The following is a 21995-nucleotide window of genomic DNA, read 5'->3' as shown; positions in this document are numbered from 1 at the left end:
CCCACAGAGGGATCGGACCTGTGTGGGAAGCTGCCTTGGCAGCGAATCGGCGCTCGTGCGGAGCCGTCCAAATTTGTGGACACTAGCGATCCATAGACCGCGGTGCCTTTTCAGGACTGACCGGTTCGGATCAGTCCCGGGCTTCCAGGCGGTAAGCGGCCAGACGGCCCTCGCTGCCGAGCACGTAGATGACGTCGTCGTGGCGGATCGGCGCGGAAACAATGGGTTTGCCGCGATGGCGATAGCGGGCCACCAGTTTGCCGTCACTCTGGTCCATCCAGTGCAGATAGCCTTCGTAGTCACCGACCACCACCAGGTCGTCCTGCACCGTGGTGCCGGTGAGGCGGCGGCCGTACAGCTTGTCCTGCTGCCACAGGAAGGTACCGCTGCGCTGATCGACGCCGCGCACCAGGCCCTGATCGTCGCTGACGAACAGCGTGCCCAGATCGGAACTGAGGCGCTGATGGCTGGAAATGTCCTTGGCCCAGTAAGGGCGGCCGTTTTCCCAGTCCAACACCGCCACCTTGCCCTGGAACGTGGCGGTGAACACGCCGCCGTTCTCCACGATCAGGCTGGTGTTGATGTCCACCAGACGATCCAGCTCGGAACGGCCGGTGGGTTCGGCCACCCGGCGCTCCCAGATCGGCGAACCGGTCTGTTCATCCAGGCACACCACCTTGCCGCCGGAAAAGGCGGCGTAGACGCGCCCGGCGGTCACCACCGGCTGCGTGCCACCGAGCAGAATCAGGTTGGGGATGGCGGTCTCGTACTCCCAGCGCGGCTCGCCGGTTTCGCTGTCCAGTGCCTGGATACGGCCGTCGATGGTCTGGTACAGCGCCAGGGAACCGGTGGCGGTAGGCGCGGAGAGGATCTCACTGCTCAACTGGCGGCGCCACAATTCGCTGCCGTCCTCGGCGGACAGCGCCACCGCTTCGCCTTCCCGGGTGCCGTAGTAGACCTTGCCGTAACCGGCGAAGAGGCCGCCAGAAATGCGATCCTTGGTTTTGTTACGCCACTGGCGATCGCCGTCTTCACGGTTGAAGGCGTAGACCTGGCCGTGTACGTCGGCGGCGAACACCTGCTGGCTGGTCACCGCCGGGCTCAGTTTCATCGAGGTCTCGTCCATACCGTCGCCGGCATTGGCTTTCCACAGCCGTTTGACCTTGTAGGCACTGTCGAAGTCCGGCAGATCATTGGGCTCGATGGCGTTGGGGTTACTGCTGCATCCGGTCAGTACCAGCGCGCCCGCCACCAGGGCCACCAGGCCGCGCGTGGTGAGGGAGCGGCGCAGACCGCCGGAAGCTTGGGAGGCTTTAAGAGGCTGCATAAATCTCACGATTGACGGTTCAGGTCATCCAGTTTCATTTGCACGCGGTCACTTCCCCCCTGGCCGCCCATGGCTTCCAGTGCGGAAGCATAAGCGTCCCGTGCTTCGTCCCATTGCTGCCTGGCCTTGGCGACGTCGCCTTTGAGTTCCAGGGCCTGCCCCTGCATGGCCTCGGGCCAGGTACGGCCCAACTCCTTGCCGGCGGCGTCCAGCTCGTTCTGGGCGATCAGGACTCGCACCAGGCGCAGCCGGGCCACGTGTTCCAGTTCCTTGGTGGCGGGTTTGTCCACCACCAGGCGCAGTTGGCTGGCGGCCTCGCCCAGATCACCGTTCTGTACCGCCAGCTTGGCCAGTGCCAGATGAGCGTAACCGGCGTAGCTGCTGCCGGCGAATTGGTCGATCAAGGCTTCGGCATTGGTTTTCACCACGCCGGCATCGCCGTCGCCGGCACCAGTCGGCATCGCGCTAATCATTTTCTCGTACAGGCCGGAGGCCTTGCCGGCTTCGACGCTTTGATGCTGCTGCCATTGCCGCCAGCCGATCATCGAACCCACCGCCAGTACGATCACCACCACCGTGGCCACGCCGTTTTTCTGCCACCAGTTGCGCAGACGCTCGGCTTGTTCTTCTTCGTCACGGATGTAATCGGCCACCCCTGTTTCTCCTTACGCTTGTGATCTTGCGAGATGTTCGGCCAGCCAGTCGGCCAACCCGGTCTCGGGCAATTGCTGTTGTTCCGCGTCTTCACGCAGCGGCTTCACCGCCACTTCCCCGCGCGCCACTTCGTCCTCGCCGAGGATCAGCGCGTAGCGGGCGCCGCTGCGGTCGGCTTTTTTCATCTGGCTCTTGAAACCGCCGCCACCACAATGGGTGACGATACCGATGCCGGGGAGCCGGTCCCGTAGACGCTCGGCCAGAGCCAGAGCCTGGGACTGCACTTCGCCCATGGCAGCAATATAGAGTGCCACCGGCGCCGGCAGTTCCGGATTTTGTTGTTCCAGCAGCAGAATCAGCCGCTCCAGGCCCATGGCGAAGCCCACCGCCGGGGTCGGCTTGCCGCCCAGCTGCGCCACCAGGCCATCGTAACGGCCGCCGGCACAGACCGTGCCCTGGGCGCCCAGCGCCTGGGTGGTCCATTCGAATACGGTTTTGCCGTAATAGTCCAGTCCGCGCACCAAATAAGGGTTGAGGCGGTACTCGATGCCGGCGGCCTCCAATAACGCGCACAGCTTGCTGAAATGCTCGCGGGCGTCGTCGTTGAGGAAGTCTTCCAGACGCGGCGCCTGCTCCAGCACTTCGCGGGTGCCGGCGTCCTTACTGTCGAGCACGCGCAGCGGGTTGCGTTCCAGCCGGCGCCGGGAATCGTCGTCCAGCCGCTCACTGTGTTCGCGCAGGTAGGCCACCAGGGCGTCACGGTAACGGGCGCGGTCCTCGGCGTCGCCCAGGGAGTTCAGCTCCAGGGTGACCTGATCGGACAGCCCCAGGGCCTTCCACAAACGCGCGGAAAGCAGAATCACCTCGGCGTCGATGTCCGGTCCGTCCATGCCGAAGGTTTCCACGCCAATCTGGTGGAACTGGCGGTAACGGCCGGCCTGGGGACGCTCATGGCGGAACATGGGCCCGGCATACCAGAGTCGCTGGGTCTGGTTGTAGAGCAGACCGTGCTCCTCGGCGGCGCGCACGCAGCTGGCGGTGCCTTCCGGACGCAGGGTCAGGCTGTCGCCGTTGCGATCCTCGAAGGTATACATTTCCTTTTCGACGATGTCGGTGACTTCACCGATACCACGCTTGAACAGATCAGTCTGTTCCAGAATCGGCGTGCGTATCTCCTGGTAGCCATAGGCCGCCAGCACACCGCGCACCCTGTCCTCCAGCCACTGCCATAACGGCGTTTGCTGGGGCAGGATGTCGTTCATTCCGCGAATCGAGGTGATCTTCTTGCCCACCGGTTCTCCTTGTTAACGCTCGACGCCCGGCGCTGCACGCCCGACGCTTGAAACCCGACCGGAAACAACAAACGCCGGAGACTTGCCGCTTTTCGGCGTCAAGCATCCGGCGTCCGGCTTCCGGCGCTGTTTATTCACTACGCGCGATAATACCCTTGGCTTCGTCGTCACGCATTTTTTGCACCTTGGCGCGCACCATCCGCTCCAGTTCGCTCACCAGGTCTTCCTGTTTCACATGGTGGCTTTTCTGGCCATCTTCATAGGACAGATTGTTCGGCGTGCCGCCGGTGAGGCCGACGTCCGCTTCGCGAGCCTCGCCCGGGCCATTGACCAGACAGCCGATCACCGCCAGGTCCACGGATTCATTGATGTCTTCCAGACGCGCTTCCAATTCGTTGACGGTCTGGATCACATCGAAGTTCTGCCGCGAACAGCTCGGGCAGGCAATGATGTTGACGCCTTTCTTGCGCAAATTGAGGCTTTTGAGAATATCGAAACCGACACGGATTTCCTCCACCGGGTCGGTGGCCAGGGAAATACGGATGGTGTCGCCAATGCCTTCCAGCAGCAGACCGCCAAGCGCCACCGCGGATTTCACCGTGCCGGAGCGGAACGTGCCCGCCTCGGTGACGCCCAGGTGCAGGGGTTGCTCCACCTGGGTGGCCAGCTTGCGGTAAGCCTGCAGGGTCATGAAGACATTGGAGGCCTTGACGCTGATTTTGAATTCCTGGAAATCGTGGCGGTCGAGAATCTCCGCGTGCCGCAACGCCGACTCCACCAGCGCGTCACTGGTGGGTTCGCCGTATTTGCGTTGCAGTTCCTTCTCCAGCGAGCCGGCGTTGACCCCGATACGGATCGGAACTCCGTGATCACGGGCGGACTGGATCACCGCCCGCACCCGGTCCTCGCGCCCGATGTTGCCGGGGTTGATACGCAGGCAGTCGGCGCCTTCGTCCGCTACTTTCAGGGCAATCTTGTAATCGTAATGGATGTCCGCCACCAGCGGCACCTGTACCTGTTTGCGGATCTTGCCGAAAGCCTCGGCGGCGTCCATGGTCGGCACCGAAACCCGCACGATATCGGCCCCCACCTCTTCCAGGCGGCGAATCTGCGCCACCGTGGCGTCCACGTCGCAGGTATCGGTGTTGGTCATGCTCTGCACGGAGATCGGAGCGTCACCGCCAACGGGCACGGATCCCACATGAATCTGCCGGGATTTGCGGCGTTGAATGGAAATTTCCGGTTCCATACTGACTCCTGAAGAGCTGAAACGTCTGATCGACTCATCGCGGCCCGGCGGCGGGCCGGGCATTCAACAGCTTTGGGCGGCTGTCGGGGCCATGCTAATACGGGACTACGGTAACGGGGCTACGGCATAGAGAAACGCAGCACCTGGCCGGACCCGCTGCCGGGAAGGGTTTCCACCTTGCCGTTGAGCGTCATCTCGCTCACCGCGGCGGCATCGCCGACGGTCAGCCGATAAGGCGCCTCGCCATTGAGGGACACTCGGTCGCCAGCGTTCTGCACACCTTCCACCAGGCGCTTTCCGGTGGCGTCCACGATGCGGACCCAGCAATCGCGGGAAAAAGCCATCTCCAGCCGGTCACCGCCGGTCTCGGCCTGCCCGGCCGCGGTTTCGCTGTCCTCCCCGGTCTGCTCCGGGGCACCTGCCCGGGGCTCCACGGCTTCGGTCCCACTGTCCTCGCCATTATCCACCGTATTGGAAGACGGCTCCATGACAGGTTCCGGAGTGGTGCTCTCGGGGGCCTGAGCGGGCTCCGCCGGCGATGTGGGCGGCTGCGCCATCCCGACCCCGGCGTCCGGCGGCGTCGGTGACGCCTCCGGTACCACACTCTCTTCCACCGTGTCCGGAGACTCACCGGGCGCCTCGGGCTCGCCGGCGGAAGGCCATAACCACCATGCCAGGACCAGCAGCAACAATACCAGCAGTACCAGCAGCAGCGGCCAACGCCAGTCGCGGCCACCGCTCAGCGGCTCATGCAGGGATTCGGTGGGTACTGGCTCCCGATGGTTCTGGTTCACATGCTGCTGAAAGCGGGACGCCACTTCCTCTCCAGGCAAACCAAGCAAGCGGGCGTAATTGCGCAAATACCCTTTGATAAAGGGCGGCTCGGGCAAACGCCCGTAATCGTCTTCCTCGAGAGCCTGAAGGTAGCTCATCGAAAGGTGCAGGTGCTCGGACACTTCCTCGCGGGTCATGCCCCGCTCTTCACGCACTCGACGCAACTGGGCGCCGGGCAGTTCCGTCCCTGACTCGCTCATTAAGGTGCCTCCTGAGCGTCGCGCCACTCCTGCCAGAGCCGGTATTCACGGGAGCCCCGGTGGAGATTCTGCAACGCAAGCTCATAACTGGATTGTTGGTCTTTACGGCCCAACTCGTGGGCCAGCCGCACCCCCAGCCACAACCCGGCGGGGTCCTGTCGACCCACCCGCTGAGTGTATTGTTGGTAGTAGTCCCAGCCCAGATCGTAGCGCTGCTCCTGATAATACAGCCGCGCCAGCTCCAGATTCGGTGTCACCGATCGCGGTTGCAGACGAAGCGCCTTGATAAAGGCTTCCTTGGCCTGCTCTGGCTGGTCCAGGCGCAAATGGCACAGGCCGATATTGCTATAGGCACTGCCCCGCCCTTCGTAACCGGGGTCGTTGGCGACCCGGCCGAACAGTTTGAGCGCTTCCTGGTACCGACCCTGGCTGTACAGCAGGGTTCCGTAGTTGTTCAACGCCGGCGCGTAATCACCGTCGATCCGCAGGGCGCGCTTGTAGTGACGCTCCTCATTCTCCGGATCGCGCTCGTAGTTATACAACAAGGCCATGGCATTGTGTGCCTTGGCACTGTTGTCATTGAGTGACAGAGCCCGGGAAAAATGCCGGCGGGCCTCGCTGGGATTGCCCTGCTGAAGATATTGAAGGCCAGCGGCGACGCGGCTGGTGACCGCCTCGTCCACCTTGACGTTGTTACGACTGCTCTCCACCGCGCAACCGGACAGCCAAAGGCCTCCGGCCAGTACCACAACCAAAGAAAAATGTCGTTTTATCATACGGACGCCGCATTGCCATCGGCCTGTTCGGTGCGGTGAAACACCGATTTTTTCCAACGTTCGGCACGACGGGTGCGGTCCTGCACCGTGCCCACCAGTTGCCCGCAGGCAGCGTCGATGTCGTCGCCCCGGGTGGTGCGTACCGTGGTCAGCAGGCCATGGTCATTAAGGAATTTATGAAACTCCAGGATGTCTTTTTTCCGGGAGCGCTCATAGCCAGCGTGGGGGAAGGGATTGAAGGGGATCAGGTTGACCTTCACCGGAATGCCGTTGAGCAGCTTGACCAGCTGCCGGGCGTGCTCCGGTTTGTCGTTCACGTCACGCAGCATCACGTATTCCATGGTGATGGTGTTGTGACGGTGAGTAATATTGTCGCTGTAGCGTTTGCAGGCGGCCATCAGTTCCGCCAGCGGGTATTTGCGATTGAGCGGCACCAGTTCGTTGCGCAGCTCATCATTGGGCGCGTGCAGACTGACCGCCAGCGCCACATCCAGATCCTGGCTGAGCTGGTCGATCTTCGGCACCACGCCGGAAGTGGACAGGGTAATGCGCTTCTTGCCGATGCCATAACCCAGGTCGTCCTTCATGATGCGCATGGCGGTGAGCACTTCGCCGTAATTCAACAACGGCTCGCCCATGCCCATCATCACCACATTGGTGATCGGATGCTCGCCCAGATTACGGCGTGGACCAAAGGCACGGCCCGCTTGCCACACCTGGCCGATGATCTCCGCACTGGTCAGATCGCGCTGAAAACCCTGTTTACCGGTGGAGCAGAAGCCGCAATCCACGGCGCAGCCCACCTGGGAGGACACACACAGGGTGCCGCGGCGGCCATCGGGGATGAACACGGTTTCCACCGCGCCGCCGCCGTCAGCCTCGAACACCCACTTGCGGGTGCCGTCCCGGGAAATACCTTCATGCAGCACCTTGGGGCCACGAATTTCCGCCACCTCGGTCAGCTTCTGGCGCAACGCCTTGCCGACGTCGGTCATCTGGTCAAAATGGTCCGCCTGATGGTGATGGATCCACTTCATCACCTGCTGGGCACGGAATTTTTTCTCCCCCATGTCGAGGAAGAACGCTTCCATGTGCTCACGGCTGAAACCGAGCAGATTGACCTTTTGCGGGACACTCATGGCTTCCTCCTGCGGCGGCGTCACGCCCCGCCCTGCGGCGAGGCGTCCACCCACCACCTTAGCGGGTGCGCGGGCAGATTTCTTCGTCGGAGAAGAAATAGCTCACTTCACGGGCGGCGGACTCGGTGGAGTCGGAACCGTGTACCGCGTTTTCATCAATGGTTTCGGCGAAGTCGGCGCGAATGGTGCCGGCTTCCGCTTCTTTCGGGTTGGTGGCACCCATCAGGTCACGGTTCTTGAGTACCGCGCCTTCGCCTTCCAGCACCTGCACGATAACCGGACCGCTGGTCATGAAGGCCACCAGATCACCGAAGAAAGGACGCTCCTTGTGCTCGGCGTAGAAGCCCTCGGCCTGCTCACGGCTCAGGTGCAGCATTTTCATGGCCACGACCTTCAGGCCCGCTTTTTCGAAACGGCCGACAATCTCACCGGTGACGTTTTTGGCCACGGCATCGGGCTTGATGATCGAGAGAGTACGCTCTACTGACATCGCTGTGTCTTCTCCAGAATTGCATGAATTTGCATTACTTTCATTGAATGGGCGCCCGCGCCGTTCGGCCGGCCGCGCCCGTGGACTCGGCCTGGGCGGTCCTCGCCGCGATCCGGGGGCCTGAAACCGGCGGATTATACGCATCCGGGGTTAAATATGATACCGTTGGCGCCGGTTTCAGGCCCCCCGGGGTCACCGCCTATCAATCCCATCGCCACTCTGGATTCCACCCCGCCGTCGGATCCCGTATAATACCTGACTAAATTACTCTGGTATTCTGAGATTATGAGCAGCCAAGCCGAACTGGACAAAGTCATCCGCTCCGAGTACGAGGCCGGATTCACCACCCTGGTGGAGTCCGACACCCTGCCGCCGGGGCTCAGCGAAGACGTCATCCGCTTCATCTCCGCCAAGAAAGGAGAGCCGGAGTGGCTGCTGGAGTGGCGTCTGGAAGCCTACCGCAAATGGCGGGAAATGCCGGAGCCGGAATGGGCCCACCTGCATTATCCGAAGGTGGACTATGACGCCATCTCCTACTATTCCGCGCCGAAAAGCATGGAAGACCGGCCAAAAAGCCTGGACGAGGTGGATCCGGAGCTTCTCGACACCTACAAGAAGCTCGGCATTCCCCTGCATGAGCAGGAAATGCTCGCCGGGGTGGCGGTGGACGCGGTGTTCGACTCGGTGTCCATCGGCACCACCTTCAAGGAAAAGCTGGCCGAGGCCGGGGTGATCTTCTGTTCCATTTCCGAGGCGGTGCAGGAACATCCAGAGCTGGTGCGGCAATACCTGGGCTCCGTGGTGCCCAAGAGCGATAACTTCTTCGCCGGGCTCAACTCCGCGGTGTTCACCGACGGCTCTTTTGTTTACATCCCCAAGGGCGTGCGCTGCCCCATGGAGCTGTCCACCTACTTCCGCATCAACGAAGCCAACACCGGCCAGTTCGAACGCACTCTGATCGTCGCCGACGAAGGCAGCTACGTGAGCTATCTGGAAGGCTGCACCGCGCCGCAGCGTGATGAGAATCAGCTGCACGCGGCGGTGGTGGAGCTGGTGGCCCTGCCCGGCGCCGAGATCAAGTATTCCACGGTGCAGAATTGGTATCCCGGCGACGAGAACGGCAAGGGCGGCATCTACAACTTCGTCACCAAGCGCGGCGTCGCCCATGACAATGCCAAGATCAGCTGGACCCAGGTGGAAACCGGCTCGGCCATCACCTGGAAATACCCGTCCGTGGTGTTGCGCGGCGACAACTCGGTGGGCGAGTTCTATTCCGTGGCCCTGACCCGCCATGCCCAGCAGGCCGACACCGGCACCAAGATGATCCACCTGGGCAAGAACACCAAGAGCACCATCGTTTCCAAGGGCATCTCGGCGGGCAAGAGCTCCAACGCCTACCGGGGCCTGGTGCGCATGGGCCCGCGGGCGGAGAACGCGCGCAACTTCACCCAGTGTGACTCGCTGCTGCTGGGCGATCGCTGCGGCGCCCACACTTTCCCGTACATCGAATCCAAGCACCCCAGTGCCACGGTGGAGCATGAGGCCACCACCTCCAAGGTCAGTGACGACCAGCTGTTCCTGTGCCGCCAGCGCGGCATCGACCCGGAGAAGGCGATCTCCATGATCGTCAACGGCTTCTGCAAGGAAGTGTTCAAGGAACTACCGATGGAGTTCGCGGTGGAAGCCGGCAAGTTACTGGAAGTGAGTCTGGAAGGGGCAGTTGGTTAGTTAACAGTTGATAGTTAACAGTTAATAGCGAAAACCGGCCCCAGGCCTCGTCCTCCGCAGCGAAGCGTTGTGGAAAAGTCTTAGACAGTTAATACATAGGCGTTATTTACATGCTGGAAATTCGTGATCTGCACGCCGCCGTCAACGGCAAAGCCATTCTCAAGGGTCTGGATCTGACCGTGAACCCGGGCGAAGTACACGCCATCATGGGACCCAACGGCTCGGGCAAGTCCACCCTGGCCAATGTTCTGGCCGGCCGTGACAATTACGAGATCACCGGGGGCCAGGCCATTCTGGACGGTCACGACCTGGCGGAGTTGGAGCCGGAGGAACGCGCCCAGGCCGGCCTGTTCCTGGCGTTCCAGTACCCGGTGGAAATCCCCGGCGTGTCCAACATGGAGTTCCTCAAAGCGGCTCTGGAAGCGGTACGCAAGGCCCAGGGCAAGGAAGAGTGGGACTCGGTGACGCTGCTGCGCAAGGCCCGCGAAGCCTGCAAGCAGGTCAATCTGGACGCTCAGTTCCTCAAGCGCGGCGTTAACGAAGGCTTCTCCGGCGGTGAGAAAAAACGCAACGAGATCATGCAGATGCTGCTGATGGAGCCGCGTCTGGCCCTGCTCGATGAAACCGACTCCGGTCTCGATATCGACGCCCTGCAAACCGTGGCCCGTGGCGTCAACTCCCTGCGCAGCCCGGAACGCGGCATCGTACTGGTGACGCACTATCAACGCCTGCTGGATTACATCGTGCCGGACCACGTCCATGTCCTTTCCGATGGCCGCATCATCAAATCCGGCGGCAAGGAACTGGCCCTGGAACTGGAACAGAAAGGCTACGGCTGGCTGACCGGCGAGGAAGAGTCCGCATGAGCCTGCCCCTGGAACTGAAGACCCTGGCGGTGGACAACGCGCGCCGGTCCGAAGCCGGAGACGCGCTGGCGCCGCTGCGCGGTGACAGCTTGAGCGCCCTGGAGGCCGCCGCTTTCCCCGACCGTAAAACCGAGCAGTGGAAGTACACCTCCCTGCACCCGCTCACCGATGGCCATCTGAAAACCCAGGCCAGCGGCGCCCTGCCCGATGCCTTGCCGACCCTGGCGGATCATCGTCTGGTGATGAGCAATGGCCGCTTGCAGGAGGCCTTGAGCCAGCTGCCGGAAGGCGTGACGCTGCATCGCCGGGCCAGACAGCGTGACGAGTTGCTAACACCGTTCGCTCTCTACAACGGCGCGGCGCTGACCGACGCCATCACTCTGGAAGTGGCCGCCAACACCGAAATCAGCGCACCGCTGCACCTGCTGCTGCATGCCGCCAGCGATGCGCCCGCCCATTGCCAGACCCGGGTGGAAGTGCTGTTGAACCCGGGCAGCAAGCTGACCCTGATCGAGCATTACATTGGCCAGGGCCCGGTGCTGAACAATGCGGTGACAGTGATCGAAGCCCGCGACAACGCCCATCTCACCCACTACCGGCTGCAAAGCGAACGGGAAGACACTCTGCACATCAGCACCTTGCTGTTCCGGCAGACCGGTGTCAGCCGCATCGACAGCTACCAGCTGATGGGCGGCAACCGGCTGCGCCGTAACGACGTGCGTGCCCTGCTGGAAAAAAGCGGCGCCGAACTGAACATGCAGGGCGTGTTCGTGGCCCGCGGCCAAAGCCATATCGACAATCAGCTGTGTGTGGAACATCGCGTGCCGCACTGCACCTCCAATCAGGTGTTCAAGGGTCTGGCCGGTGAAAAGGGCAAGGCGATCCTCAATGGCCGCATTCACATCCATGAAGGCGCCATGGGCACCCTGGCGGAACTGAGCAACAAGAACCTGCTGCTGAGCCCCGGCGCGGAGATCTACACCAAACCGGAACTGGAAATTTACAACGACGATGTGAAGTGCGCCCATGGCGCCACCGTCGGCCAACTCGACGCTGCCCAGCAGTTCTACCTGCAATCCCGGGGCATCACGCTGGCGGAAGCCAAACGCATGCTGAGCCTGGGCTTCGTCAACGAACTGATCCTGGCACTGCCGGACGAGGGCGTGGCGCGGTGGGTGCAGCCGTGGCTGGCGGGGGAATTGAGCCAATATCCCGGCGTCAACGAGGAAGCGGCATGACCCTGAACATTCCCGCGCTGCGCGACGCCTTCCCGGTTCTCCACCAGGAGGCCAACGGCAAACCGCTGGTGTACCTGGATAACGCCGCCACCACGCAAAAACCGCGGGGGGTGATCGACGCGATACGGGATTACTACCAGACCACCAACAGTAACGTACACCGGGGCGCTCATTACCTGAGTGACCGCGCCACCGCGGACTTCGAGGCGGCGCGGGATACCGTGGCGGCGTTCCTCAACGCCGATCGCGAGGAGATCATCTGGACCAAGGGCACCACCGAGGGCATCAATCTGGTGGCCCAGTGCATCGGCCGCGAGCGGCTCAAAGCCGGTGACGAAGTGCTGATCACCACCCTGGAGCACCACGCCAACATCGTGCCCTGGCAGCAGGCCTGCCTGGCCACCGGCGCCAGTCTCAAAGTGGTGCCGCTGCGCGAGGACGGCAGTGTCGATACCGAGACGTTCCACCGGTTACTGAATGAGCGCACCCGCATCGTGGCCCTGTCCCATGTCTCCAACAGCCTGGGCTCGGTAACGCCGGTGGCGGAGTTGATCGCCGCCGCCCGGACCGCTGGCGCCATCACCCTGGTGGACGGCGCCCAGGCGGTGTCTCACTTCCCGGTGGACGTGCGCGCGCTGGACTGTGACTTCTATGCCTTCTCCGGTCATAAGGTGTTCGGCCCCACCGGCATCGGCGCGCTGTACGGCCGCCGTGAGTTGCTGGAGGCCATGCCGCCTTACCAGACCGGCGGCGAGATGATCGAAGTGGTGACGTTCGAGAAAAGCACCTGGAATCAGCTGCCGTATAAATTCGAACCGGGCACGCCGAACATCGCCGGCGTGGTCGGCCTGGGAGCGGCCATCCGCTGGCTCCAGGAACAGGACCGGGACGCGCTGGCGGCCCATGAGAGCGCTCTGTTGAGCGCCGCCCATGAACAGGCGGAGGCGTTCCCGGGGTTGAAAATCATCGGTAACGCCGCCACCAAGGCCAGTGTATTGTCGTTCCTGTTGGACGGCGCCCACCCCGCCGATGTCGGCGTGTTGCTGGACAAGCAAGGCGTGGCGGTGCGCACCGGGCATCATTGCTGCATGCCGCTGATGGACAGCCTCGGCATTCCCGGTACCGTGCGCGCCTCGTTTTCGATCTACAATACCCTTGATGAGGTGGACGTCCTGTTCCAGGCGCTCCATAAAGTACGTTCCTTTCTATAGATGCTCTATAGGTGATGATGTCATGACGGTACAGACTTTCGTGCCCGGCCAGGCGCAAATTCACCTGACCGAATCCGCCCGCCGCCAGGCTCTCAAGGAGATCGAGCGCGCCGGCGCCGCCGGTATCCGCTTGAATCTGGATGAGTCCGGTTGCTCCGGTTATATGTACGTGCTCGACTTCGTCGACGAACCGCGCGAGGGCGACAAGCGCTTCGATATCGACGGCATTGCGCTCTACGTGCCGGAAAAATGGCTGGTGATGCTCAACGGCCTTGAAATCGATTACGTCACCGAGGGCGTCAACAGCCTGTTCAAGTTCCGCAACCCCAACGCCACCGGCGAATGCGGCTGCGGTGAAAGTTTCACCGTGCACGAGGTCTGAAGGTCTTGACCAGCGCCCCTTCTACCTCAGAGCAACGCACCGTGGTGGTCAGCCGGGATGTGCCCGCCCGGCGGGTTCCCAGCGGCACCCGCATCACCATCAAGAAGAACGCCTTCGTCAATCTGCGTCAGGCGCTGGGCGGCACTTATACGGTGACCGTGAACGGCAATATGGCGCGTATTGACGGCACCGACGCGGACGCCATCGGCCAGCAGCCTCTGGAACTGGACTTCGATGCACCCGAAGCGGACGGCACGGTACGGGACGAGGATCTTCAGAAGACCCTGAAAACCATCTACGACCCGGAAATTCCGGTAAACGTTGTCGACCTGGGCCTGGTTTACGGCTGCGATGTGATTCGCAGGGACGACCAGAATGTGGTGCAGGTACGGATGACGCTCACCGCTCCCACTTGCGGCATGGGGCCTGTCCTGGTCGGCGATGTGGAAGACCGGCTCGCCAAGGTCCCCAATGTGGACAAAGTGGAAGTGGCGCTGGTGTTCGATCCGCCCTGGAGCCGGGATATGATGACCGAAGAGGCCCAACTGGAACTGGGATTGTTCTGAAGTAACTCGCTTGCACGCAACACGCCCCACGCATACACGCTTTTACTCGTGCCAACGTGAAGAGCGATGCGCACAAGCGAAACGAGGTATTGGCTTTGAGCGACTTTAATATCCGTGACATCAAGCTGGGTGAGAACGTCACCGCCGAGGATGTCCGTGACGACCTGGAATTCCTGGGCGACTGGGAAGAGCGCTACCGCTACATCATTGATCTCGGCAAGCAACTGCCGGAACTGCCGGAGTCCTTGCGCACCGAAGACCGCTTCGTGCGCGGCTGCCAGAGCCAGGTATGGCTGGTCACCGACTATGATGACAGCGAGGGTCGCCTGTATCTGGCGGTGGATTCCGACGCCATCATCGTGCGCGGGCTGGCGGCGATCGTGCTCACCGCCCTCAACCGCCGCTCGCCGGAACAGATCGCGGCGGTGGACATGGACGCCTTCTTCCAGGACATCGACCTGTTCGGTCATCTCAGCCCCACCCGTGGCAACGGCCTGCGCGCCATGGTGGCCCGTATCAAACAGGAAGCGGCGGCGATGGCCGCCTGACGGCCATCGCCGAATTCAGGCGGCGGGTTCCAGGCGCACCACGAAGCGCCGCACACCGTCCACCTGCTCCGATTCCAGTATCTCCACCTTCTCCCCGTAGAACGCCGCCACGCCGTGGACGCAGCCCAGCGCCAGCAAGCTCAGATCCCGGTGGGAACGGTATTCCACCTGCAGCACGCGTGGTTCCAACTCACGCACATCAATGCGCGGCGGCGTCGCCTCCGGGTTCTTCAGACGAATGACTCGCTGATGGATGCGTTCCTCCACGTTGAGCAGGAACGCCACCGCGTCCCATTCCCGTGGAATCATCGCCCGGTACATATTGATCAGGGGCGGGATCACCCAGGCGCCGAATTCCTCCAGCAAATCATCACGGTGCAGTCCGGTGACCGACTGCAGCGCCGTCATCAGGTCTTCCAGATGATTGTCCGGGTAAAGTTGAATCGGCACGTGCAGGCAGTCGGTCAGACCTGCTCGGTGATTGACGTCATCCCATACCGACTGACCATAGCGGTCGGTAACGAAATGACGCAGATGAGCAAGGATCACTCCGTGCATGGTTGGCTCCGTCCTTTGGTGTGACAACACCTAAGCAAGCAGCACGCCGGTTACGGAGCCTTCCGTCAGACAAAAAGAGCCGCTTATCCCCTTTGAGCAGCAACGTCACGCAGGCGGGTGACCACCTGCGTCACATTCTGTATTACCGTGTCGATTTGAGTCTCATCGGTGAAGCGGCCCACCGAGAAGCGCAGCGAGCCGTGTGCCAGCGAATCGGACACCCCCATCGCCTTGAGCACATAGGACGGTTCCAGCGACGCCGAGGTGCAGGCGGACCCGGTGGACACCGCCACGCCGGTCAACGCGGTCAGCAGCATCTCCCCTTCCAACCCTTCGAACGCCACGTTCATATGGCCGGGTAAACGCGGCGCGCCGGCACCGTTGAGGGACACGCCGGGCAGCGTCCGGATGCCATCCCACAAGCGATCCCGCAACGCGGCGATTCGCGTGTTCTCTTCATCCCGGCCGGCCATGGCCAATGACAGCGCCTCCCCCATGGCCACGATCTGATGGGCGGGCAAAGTGCCTGAACGCATGCCGCGCTCATGGCCGCCGCCATGGATCTGAGCGGCGACCCGCACATCCGGATGGCGCCGCACATAGAGCGCGCCGATGCCTTTCGGGCCGTAGATCTTGTGGGCACACAGGGAGACCAGGTCCACCGCTGTTTCCCGAACATCCAATGGCAACTTGCCCATGGTCTGGGCGGCGTCGGTGTGAAACAGAACGCCACGCTCCCGGCACAAGGCGCCAATGGCGCCGATGTCGTTGATCACGCCGGTTTCGTTGTTGGCGTGCATGATCGACACCAGCACGGTGTCCTCGCGCATCGCCTCTTCCACCGCCCGCGGGGTGATCCGGCCATCCGGTTCCGGCGCCAGATAGGTGACCTCGACGCCACGCCCTTCCAGCCAGCCGCAGGGGTCCAGCACCGCCTTGTGCTCAGTGGCGGAGGTGATCACGTGCCCCCCGCCCCGCTGCTCCAGAACGCCCTTGATGGCCAGGTTGTTAGCCTCGGTGGCGCCGCTGGTCCAGACGACTTCCCTGGGGTCGGCGTTGAGGGCGTCCGCCACCTGCCGCCGGGCACTTTCCACCGCTTCCTCCGCCAGCCAGCCGTAAAGATGGCTGCGCGATGCCGGATTCCCGAAGGTGCCGTCCGGCCCGAGAAAACGCACCATCACCTCCACCACCCGGGGGTCCACCGGGGTGGTGGCGGCGTAATCCAGATAAACCGCTTGCGACATGGACGTTGATTACTGTGTTGATAATGGAGGGATCAAAGCGTGCTGACCGGCACCCGGTTCAGTTGGCTTTGCGTGATCTTCTGGCGTTCCGCCACCTGCCGTACTTCATTGCGGGAGACCAGTTCGCCCAGGGTGATGTGCGACAGGAAATCCTGGATCTGATCCGACAGATCACACCAGAGGTGGTGCGTCAGACAAATGTGGCCATCCTGGCAGTCACCATTGCCGCCACAACGGGTGGCATCCACGGACTCGTCCACGGCGGCGATCACCGAGGCCACATCAATATCGTCGCTGTCCCGGCTCAGCCTGTAGCCACCGCCTGGGCCGCGCACACTGCTGACCAGATGCCGCCGCCGCAACTTGGCGAACAGCTGCTCCAGATAGGAAATGGAAATTCCCTGGCGCTCGGAGATATCCGCCAGGGATACCGGACCTTCATCCGCATGAAGAGCCAGATCCAGCATCGCGGTCACCGCGTATCGGCCTTTGGTGGTTAAACGCATACCCACACCTTTGGTACGTGAATAGGAAGTCAGACTATAAAGACCAACCAAATCAGTCAAGTATTATCGAAGAATAATTGATAACCGTTCTCATGTAAAAAGGTCTGAACAAGAAATAGACGGTTGGTTCCCGAAATGGCCCGGATCGACTTCCTCGTTCTTGACAGCGCCCCGGAGCTCACGGACAATTCGCGGCCTTGAAACATGGCAAGGTAGCTCAGCTGGTTAGAGCACAGCACTCATAATGCTGGGGTCGGCGGTTCAAGTCCGCCCCTTGCTACCAAATATCCAGGGAAGGCTGCTCAGTTGAGCAGCCTTTTTTGTTTCAGGCGGGCCAAGGTTCTGATCCAGGGGCCGACCCTGCTTTTTCTGGGCTGGGGTCGACGCAGGCGGCCTGCCCGTTCAAGTCCGCCCCTTGCTACCAAACATCCAGGAAAGGCTGCTCAGTTGAGCAGCCTTTTTTGTTTCAGGCGGGCCAAGGTTCTGATCCAGGGGCCGACCCTGCTTTTTCTGGGCTGGGGTCGACGCAGGCGGCCTGCCCGTTCAAGTCCGCCCCTTGCTACCAATATCCAGGAAAGGCTGCTCAATCGAGCAGCCTTTTTTGTTTCTGACGGTCCGGACTCGCCTCTTAACGCGCACGCACTCAGATGGAGCACCATGAAGGGAGCTTTACTCATATATGAGTAAGAAACGAGATTAAAGGCTATTTTTACTCGTATATGAGTACAAGAAACCCAGTTCCGTCTAACCGCGAGCCTTGCCCGGGACCCGGAAGGCCCGGATCAGGTGTAGCACGAAGGGGCAGCAGATGACCCACCAGGTGGAGAGCGCATTGACCACCGGACCGGACTGCCCCCAGACAAACGGGATACCCGCATAGCCGGTGTACCCGCATACAGTGGCCAGTACGGCAAACTGAAGGTGGAGATACAGGCGCCGCCGGAACGCAAAGGTATAGCCCACGCTGAACAGCAACGGAAACAGCCACCAGAACACCATGGTGATGTAATCCCAGGTGGTCATTTCGAATACGAGTTCCACGCTCTCCATGTCCCCTCCCTACGGCGCCTTTTTCTTACAACACGTTTCTTACAGCACAATCAAATGATTGGGCAGTTCATTCTTCTGCTCGGTGGCCGGCACGTGGGTGATCAACTCATCGCCACAGCTGGCCACGCATTCCAGGAAGCCATTCAGGGTATCCCTGGCCTTCACGTGAGCCGTGAAGGTATCGACGATGGACTGCCAGCGTTCGTTGGGCACGTGGCGGGCAATACCCTGGTCCGCCAGGATTTCCACGTAGTGCTCCGCTTCGCAGACGAAGATCAAGACGCCGGTACCGCCCTTGGTGTGGTGCAGCCCCTGATCCAGAAACACCCGCCGGGCCAGGTCCGCGGCGCGGCGCTGTTTCACCGAGGCGGGTACCAGCCGCATCATCAGCGGAGGCCAGCGGAACACCAGCGCCAGCACCACCAGGGTGGTCCACTGTGCCAGCAGCACTTCCAGCGGAGCCAGCCAGATCGGCGTGAAGGCGAGGATCAGTGGCACCAGCAGGGACAGCAGCGCGGCCCACATCATCGGAATATAGCGATAGTTGTCGGCCTGCCGGGCCAGCACTGTCACCAGTTCAGCGTCGGTGTCCTTTTCCACCGCGGCAATGGCGCGGGACACCCGGTTTTGGTTTTCTTCATTCAATAACATCACCAGCCTCCCGAGGCGCCACCGCCCCCAAAGCCGCCGCCTCCACCGCAAAACCGCCGCCGCCTCCGCCGCCGAAGCCCCCCATCCCGCCGATGGCGATGGGTGCCAACAGTCCCCGACCGCGACGCCCACCGCCACGCCCGCCACCGCCGAAGGTCAGCAGCATGGTCAGCACCACCAGCACGATCAGATAGATCAGCGCCTGGAGACTGCTGCCTTTACTGGCTTTTTTCGCCGGGGCGGTGTACTCGCCGTCGATGGCGGCAAGAATGGCCGTTGCCCCCTGTTCGATCCCGGTGAAGTAGTCCCCTTGACGGAACGCGGGCTGGATTTCGTTCTGAATAATGGCGTGGGACAACGCATCGGTGAGCACACCTTCGAGTCCATAGCCCACCTCGATGCGAATCTTGCGTTCCTTGGGAGCGATAATCAGCAAGGCGCCGTTGTCATGTTCGGCCTGACCGATCCCCCAGGCCCGGCCCAACTGATAACCGTAGTCCGCGATGGCGTAGCCCTGCAGATCCGGCAGGGTCACCACGACGACCTGGTTGGAGGTGCGGCTCTCGGCCTCGGCCAGGCGCTGCTCCAGTGCCCGTGCCTGTTGGGAAGAAAGCAGGCCGGCATTATCCACCACACGGCCGGTCAGAGCGGGGAATTCCGGCGCCGCCCAGGCCGTGGGCAGCACCAGCATCAGCAGAGTGCAGAGCAGTAGTCGCATCAGTTGAAGTTAACCTGGGGCGCTTGTTCCGCCCCTTCCGTGGTGGCTTCGAAGGAAGGACGCACTTCCATGTCGCTGTAAAGGATGCCGTGCCAGATCCGCCCCGGGAAGGTGCGTATCTCGGTGTTGTACTGCTGCACCGCGGTGATGTAGTCCCGGCGCGCCACGGCGATGCGGTTCTCGGTGCCTTCCAACTGCGATTGCAAGGCCAGGAAGTTCTGGTTGGCCTTGAGATCCGGATAGCGCTCCACCACCACCATCAGGCGCTGCAAAGCAGAACCGAGTTGCTGCTGCGCCGCCTCGAACTGCTGCAGCTTCTGCGGGTCGTTGATCAGACTTTCATCGGCCTGAATGGAACCGACCTTAGCGCGGGCTTCGGTGACCTCCACCAGCACATCCCGCTCGTGTTCCATGTAGCCCCGTACCGTACTGACCAGGTTGGGCACCAGATCCGCGCGCCGCTGATACTGGTTCTCCACCTGTCCCCAGGCCGCCTTCACCTGCTCATCATAGGTGGGAATGTTATTGATGCCACAGCCGGTAACGCCGAACAGAATCGACAGCAACAGGACAAAACGCCAATGCTTCATTGCGGGGTCTCCGTATCCAAACCGAGGACGTCCAGAACGCTCTGAACGTCATTTGTATTGCCTTGGCCCATGGCCAGCAACCGCTCCTTGACGGTGCGCGGCTGCGCCTTGATGCGGGCTTCGAGCCGGCAGGCGCTGGCGCGATCCGCCACCGCCGCCCGCCAAACCAGGGTCACTGGCCGCCGTGCCCGGGTATAACGGGCACCACGGGGGCCTTCATTGTGTTCCCGGCGACGGCGCTCCACATCCGTGGTGACACCGGTATACAGTGAACCGTCCACGCAGCGCAGTATATAAACCCACCACTGTTGCATGGTTTTACATCTCCCGCGTCGACAGTTGCTATCATCAAAACATATCCGGCTCCGCCAGCGAAGGCGGCGACACTACAATACAAGGATTTGCGGAGACACGCATGATTACTTACCTCTATTGGGTCCTGGTTGCGATCCTGATTTTTCTCAGCCTGTTCCTGGTCGGCGCCCGCATGGGCAAGTGGAAGCCGGCGGTGATTCTGGCGGTGCTGGTGTGGCTGGCGGGCACCGTGTTGTATTACTTCTGGCTTGAGCAGATCTTCGTCAAGCGGCTGGGCGGCACCATGACACTGAGCGTACCGGCGGGGCAGCAGCACATCGCCGCCACCTGGAAAGGCGATAACCTGTGGATCGAGAATTACGACCCGGAAACCAACCGCTGCATTTTCCGTGAATACTCCCGTGGCAATCTGCTGGAGGGTCAGGTGGTGATTGAAAACTGTCACCCCCTACGTGCCGGTGGCAGCACCGGCAACAGTGGCGCCGAGGACAGCACCACTATTCCCAAACGCCCGCGAACCGCGCTTTAACCCGGAAAATGCGCCACCAGCGATCTTCGTCGGTGGCCTTCCCGTCGCCGCGCTGCTATCTTTGAAGGTCGTCCACGCCGATGATTCGCCTTCCCCATGAAAGTGCGTACCACCAAGGAACAGCAGCGCGAGCGACTGCGCCGGGATATGGAGCGTTTTCTGTCCCGGGGCGGGAGTATCCAGCGCGTGCCGCCCGGCACCAGCGGAGAGCCTTCTCACGGTGCCCGGCCGTTATCCCCGTTCAGTCACACCCCCAAGCCTCAACGCACCGATTTGTCACGGCTGGCCGCCACCATCGACGCCCGCAAGCATAAGCCCAAGGTCCGCCGCGCCCGATCCGCCGCGCCGCGCCGCCGGCTGATCCATGACGACTTCGGTGAGCCTTTACGCTGGGTCTGGGAAGACGCCACCACCGCCGACACCCCGGACAAGGAGAACTCATGACCCGCCTGATCGCACTGAGCCTGCTGCTGCTCGGTTCCCTGGCCCAGGCCGACATCATTGAACAGAAAGTGAACCTTCCCGGTGGCGTCGGCACTGGCGTGCTGTACATGGACGAGGATCAGGAACGGCTCACCGCCGGGGTCATCGTGGTCCACGAATGGTGGGGCCTGAACAACTACATCCGCAACCGGAGCCGGCAACTGGCCGCGGAAGGTTATGTGGCGCTGGCCGTGGACATGTACAACGAAAAAGTGGCGCAGCACCCCAAGGACGCCAAGGCGTTCATGGAGCAGGCGCTGGCCGACCCGGAAAAGATGACCGCCCGCTTCAACGCCGCCAAGACGCTGCTGCGCAAAATGCAGTACGTGGATGATCAGCGGGTTTACGCGGTGGGCTACTGTTTCGGCGGCGGCGTGGTGCTGGAGCAGGCCCGCAAAGGCAATGATCTGGCCGGCGTGGCCAGTTTCCATGGCACCCTGGCGACACAGAATCCGGCCGGCCCCGGCGACATCAAGGCGCGCATTCTGGTGGCCACCGGGCAAGCCGACCCCATGGTGCCACCGGAGCAGGTCTCGGCACTGGTGGAGGAATTGAACAACGCCGGCGCGGAATACCAGTTGCTCAGCTTCCCCGACGCCAAACACGGCTTCACCAATCCCGAGGCGGACCAGTTTGGTCAGCGTTTCGACATGCCCCTGGCCTACGACGCCGAAGCCGACCGCGAGAGTTGGCGGGCCCTGACGGAGTTTCTCGATAGCACTCCCTGACGCCCCTGAATGCACCACCTTCGGGCATGGCGCACCAAACCAGCGCCATGCCCGGCCCATCCGCAAGCCCTCCGCACCGTTTTTTTTCCCACGATCCCCCGCAATCCCTGGCCTGCACCGATT

26 protein-coding genes and 1 tRNA gene are annotated in these 21995 nt (G+C 62.1%); 11 read left to right on the top strand and 16 right to left on the bottom strand.

Annotated elements, in window-relative coordinates; all coding sequences use genetic code 11:
- Nucleotides 1-130: 130 nt before the first annotated feature.
- The 8 genes from bamB to ndk all read right to left on the bottom strand — a co-directional run bounded on the left by bamB (nt 131) and on the right by ndk (nt 7961).
- A complete protein-coding gene (gene bamB / locus A6D6_RS09300; protein WP_133490377.1) occupies nt 131-1327 on the bottom strand; it encodes an outer membrane protein assembly factor BamB in 1197 nt (398 codons plus the stop codon).
- Between the two features lie 5 nt (nt 1328-1332).
- Nucleotides 1333-1980: a YfgM family protein gene (locus A6D6_RS09295; RefSeq protein ID WP_236564053.1), complete on the bottom strand. Its 648-nt coding sequence runs from the start codon at nt 1978-1980 to the stop codon at nt 1333-1335.
- Between the two features lie 12 nt (nt 1981-1992).
- On the bottom strand, nt 1993-3273 hold the full coding sequence (gene hisS, locus A6D6_RS09290) for a histidine--tRNA ligase (RefSeq protein ID WP_159660554.1): 1281 nt from the start codon (nt 3271-3273) through the stop codon (nt 1993-1995).
- Nucleotides 3274-3403: 130 nt separating this feature from the next.
- Nucleotides 3404-4522: a flavodoxin-dependent (E)-4-hydroxy-3-methylbut-2-enyl-diphosphate synthase gene (ispG, locus tag A6D6_RS09285; RefSeq protein WP_022995344.1), complete on the bottom strand. Its 1119-nt coding sequence runs from the start codon at nt 4520-4522 to the stop codon at nt 3404-3406.
- 119 nt (nt 4523-4641) lie between these two features.
- Nucleotides 4642-5556, bottom strand: coding sequence for a RodZ domain-containing protein (locus tag A6D6_RS09280; RefSeq protein ID WP_133490374.1), 915 nt, complete (start codon nt 5554-5556; stop codon nt 4642-4644).
- On the bottom strand, nt 5556-6332 hold the full coding sequence (gene pilW, locus A6D6_RS09275; RefSeq protein ID WP_159660553.1) for a type IV pilus biogenesis/stability protein PilW: 777 nt from the start codon (nt 6330-6332) through the stop codon (nt 5556-5558). Before pilW ends, A6D6_RS09280 begins: the two co-directional genes overlap by 1 nt.
- Nucleotides 6329-7471 (bottom strand): dual-specificity RNA methyltransferase RlmN, encoded by a 1143-nt coding sequence (gene rlmN / locus A6D6_RS09270; RefSeq protein WP_133490372.1) that lies wholly within the window; start codon nt 7469-7471, stop codon nt 6329-6331. Before rlmN ends, pilW begins: the two co-directional genes overlap by 4 nt.
- 58 nt (nt 7472-7529) lie before the next feature.
- Nucleotides 7530-7961 carry a nucleoside-diphosphate kinase gene (gene ndk / locus A6D6_RS09265; RefSeq protein ID WP_133490371.1) on the bottom strand — a complete coding sequence of 144 codons (432 nt, stop codon included), beginning with the start codon at nt 7959-7961 and terminating at the stop codon, nt 7530-7532.
- 285 nt (nt 7962-8246) lie between these two features.
- On the opposite strand from ndk, the gene sufB reads away from it, so the two are divergent.
- The 7 genes from sufB to A6D6_RS09230 all read left to right on the top strand — a co-directional run bounded on the left by sufB (nt 8247) and on the right by A6D6_RS09230 (nt 14500).
- Nucleotides 8247-9689, top strand: a complete 1443-nt coding sequence (gene sufB / locus A6D6_RS09260) for a Fe-S cluster assembly protein SufB (protein ID WP_159660552.1) — start codon at nt 8247-8249, stop codon at nt 9687-9689.
- 110 nt (nt 9690-9799) lie between these two features.
- Nucleotides 9800-10555: a Fe-S cluster assembly ATPase SufC gene (gene sufC, locus A6D6_RS09255; protein ID WP_055100164.1), complete on the top strand. Its 756-nt coding sequence runs from the start codon at nt 9800-9802 to the stop codon at nt 10553-10555.
- On the top strand, nt 10552-11793 hold the full coding sequence (gene sufD / locus A6D6_RS09250; RefSeq protein ID WP_159660551.1) for a Fe-S cluster assembly protein SufD: 1242 nt from the start codon (nt 10552-10554) through the stop codon (nt 11791-11793). Before sufC ends, sufD begins: the two co-directional genes overlap by 4 nt.
- A complete protein-coding gene (locus A6D6_RS09245; protein ID WP_159660550.1) occupies nt 11790-13004 on the top strand; it encodes an aminotransferase class V-fold PLP-dependent enzyme in 1215 nt (404 codons plus the stop codon). Before sufD ends, A6D6_RS09245 begins: the two co-directional genes overlap by 4 nt.
- Nucleotides 13005-13026: 22 nt before the next feature.
- Nucleotides 13027-13386, top strand: coding sequence for a HesB/IscA family protein (locus tag A6D6_RS09240; protein WP_022995335.1), 360 nt, complete (start codon nt 13027-13029; stop codon nt 13384-13386).
- Nucleotides 13387-13391: 5 nt separating this feature from the next.
- The gene (gene sufT, locus A6D6_RS09235) at nt 13392-13952 is read left to right on the top strand and encodes a putative Fe-S cluster assembly protein SufT (protein ID WP_133490366.1); all 561 of its coding nucleotides are present in this window, start codon (nt 13392-13394) and stop codon (nt 13950-13952) included.
- A 95-nt stretch (nt 13953-14047) separates the two neighbouring features.
- The gene (locus tag A6D6_RS09230) at nt 14048-14500 is read left to right on the top strand and encodes a SufE family protein (protein ID WP_159660549.1); all 453 of its coding nucleotides are present in this window, start codon (nt 14048-14050) and stop codon (nt 14498-14500) included.
- 15 nt (nt 14501-14515) lie between these two features.
- Here A6D6_RS09230 and A6D6_RS09225 read toward each other — a convergent pair whose 3' ends face one another.
- The 3 genes from A6D6_RS09225 to iscR all read right to left on the bottom strand — a co-directional run bounded on the left by A6D6_RS09225 (nt 14516) and on the right by iscR (nt 16808).
- Entirely contained in the window at nt 14516-15058 is a 543-nt protein-coding gene (locus A6D6_RS09225) for a heme NO-binding domain-containing protein (protein ID WP_159660548.1), read from the bottom strand.
- 83 nt (nt 15059-15141) lie between these two features.
- Nucleotides 15142-16302, bottom strand: a complete 1161-nt coding sequence (locus A6D6_RS09220) for an IscS subfamily cysteine desulfurase (RefSeq protein ID WP_159660547.1) — start codon at nt 16300-16302, stop codon at nt 15142-15144.
- Between the two features lie 32 nt (nt 16303-16334).
- Entirely contained in the window at nt 16335-16808 is a 474-nt protein-coding gene (gene iscR / locus A6D6_RS09215; RefSeq protein ID WP_022995330.1) for a Fe-S cluster assembly transcriptional regulator IscR, read from the bottom strand.
- Nucleotides 16809-17014: 206 nt separating this feature from the next.
- Here iscR and A6D6_RS09210 point away from each other — a divergent pair.
- Nucleotides 17015-17091: transfer RNA gene (locus A6D6_RS09210), tRNA-Met, on the top strand.
- 461 nt (nt 17092-17552) lie between these two features.
- On the opposite strand, the gene A6D6_RS09205 is transcribed toward A6D6_RS09210, so the two are convergent.
- The 5 genes from A6D6_RS09205 to A6D6_RS09185 are packed head-to-tail and all read right to left on the bottom strand — an operon-like array spanning nt 17553 to nt 20131.
- Nucleotides 17553-17858: a hypothetical protein gene (locus A6D6_RS09205; protein WP_159660546.1), complete on the bottom strand. Its 306-nt coding sequence runs from the start codon at nt 17856-17858 to the stop codon at nt 17553-17555.
- A gap of 39 nt (nt 17859-17897) precedes the next feature.
- Nucleotides 17898-18509, bottom strand: a complete 612-nt coding sequence (locus A6D6_RS09200) for a TPM domain-containing protein (RefSeq protein ID WP_022995328.1) — start codon at nt 18507-18509, stop codon at nt 17898-17900.
- Nucleotides 18496-19227, bottom strand: coding sequence for a TPM domain-containing protein (locus A6D6_RS09195; protein WP_236564052.1), 732 nt, complete (start codon nt 19225-19227; stop codon nt 18496-18498). The genes A6D6_RS09200 and A6D6_RS09195 overlap by 14 nt, the downstream gene beginning before the upstream one ends.
- Nucleotides 19227-19817, bottom strand: a complete 591-nt coding sequence (locus A6D6_RS09190) for a LemA family protein (RefSeq protein ID WP_133490360.1) — start codon at nt 19815-19817, stop codon at nt 19227-19229. The genes A6D6_RS09195 and A6D6_RS09190 overlap by 1 nt, the downstream gene beginning before the upstream one ends.
- On the bottom strand, nt 19814-20131 hold the full coding sequence (locus A6D6_RS09185) for a GIY-YIG nuclease family protein (protein ID WP_133490359.1): 318 nt from the start codon (nt 20129-20131) through the stop codon (nt 19814-19816). Before A6D6_RS09185 ends, A6D6_RS09190 begins: the two co-directional genes overlap by 4 nt.
- 101 nt (nt 20132-20232) lie before the next feature.
- Between A6D6_RS09185 and A6D6_RS09180 the strand changes: the two genes are divergently transcribed.
- The 3 genes from A6D6_RS09180 to A6D6_RS09170 all read left to right on the top strand — a co-directional run bounded on the left by A6D6_RS09180 (nt 20233) and on the right by A6D6_RS09170 (nt 21872).
- Complete coding sequence (locus tag A6D6_RS09180; protein WP_133490358.1) at nt 20233-20661, top strand: hypothetical protein; 429 nt, start codon at nt 20233-20235, stop codon at nt 20659-20661.
- A 96-nt stretch (nt 20662-20757) separates the two neighbouring features.
- Nucleotides 20758-21105: a hypothetical protein gene (locus A6D6_RS09175; protein ID WP_133490357.1), complete on the top strand. Its 348-nt coding sequence runs from the start codon at nt 20758-20760 to the stop codon at nt 21103-21105.
- Nucleotides 21102-21872 (top strand): dienelactone hydrolase family protein, encoded by a 771-nt coding sequence (locus A6D6_RS09170; protein WP_133490356.1) that lies wholly within the window; start codon nt 21102-21104, stop codon nt 21870-21872. Before A6D6_RS09175 ends, A6D6_RS09170 begins: the two co-directional genes overlap by 4 nt.
- Nucleotides 21873-21995: the final 123 nt, after the last annotated feature.

The sequence above is a fragment of the Alcanivorax xiamenensis genome, from assembly GCF_009846745.1.
In the GTDB taxonomy this organism is placed as follows: Bacteria; Pseudomonadota; Gammaproteobacteria; order Pseudomonadales; family Alcanivoracaceae; genus Alloalcanivorax; species Alloalcanivorax xiamenensis.
Note: the sequence above shows the minus strand (reverse complement) of the source record. Positions and strands in the feature narration are given on the sequence as shown.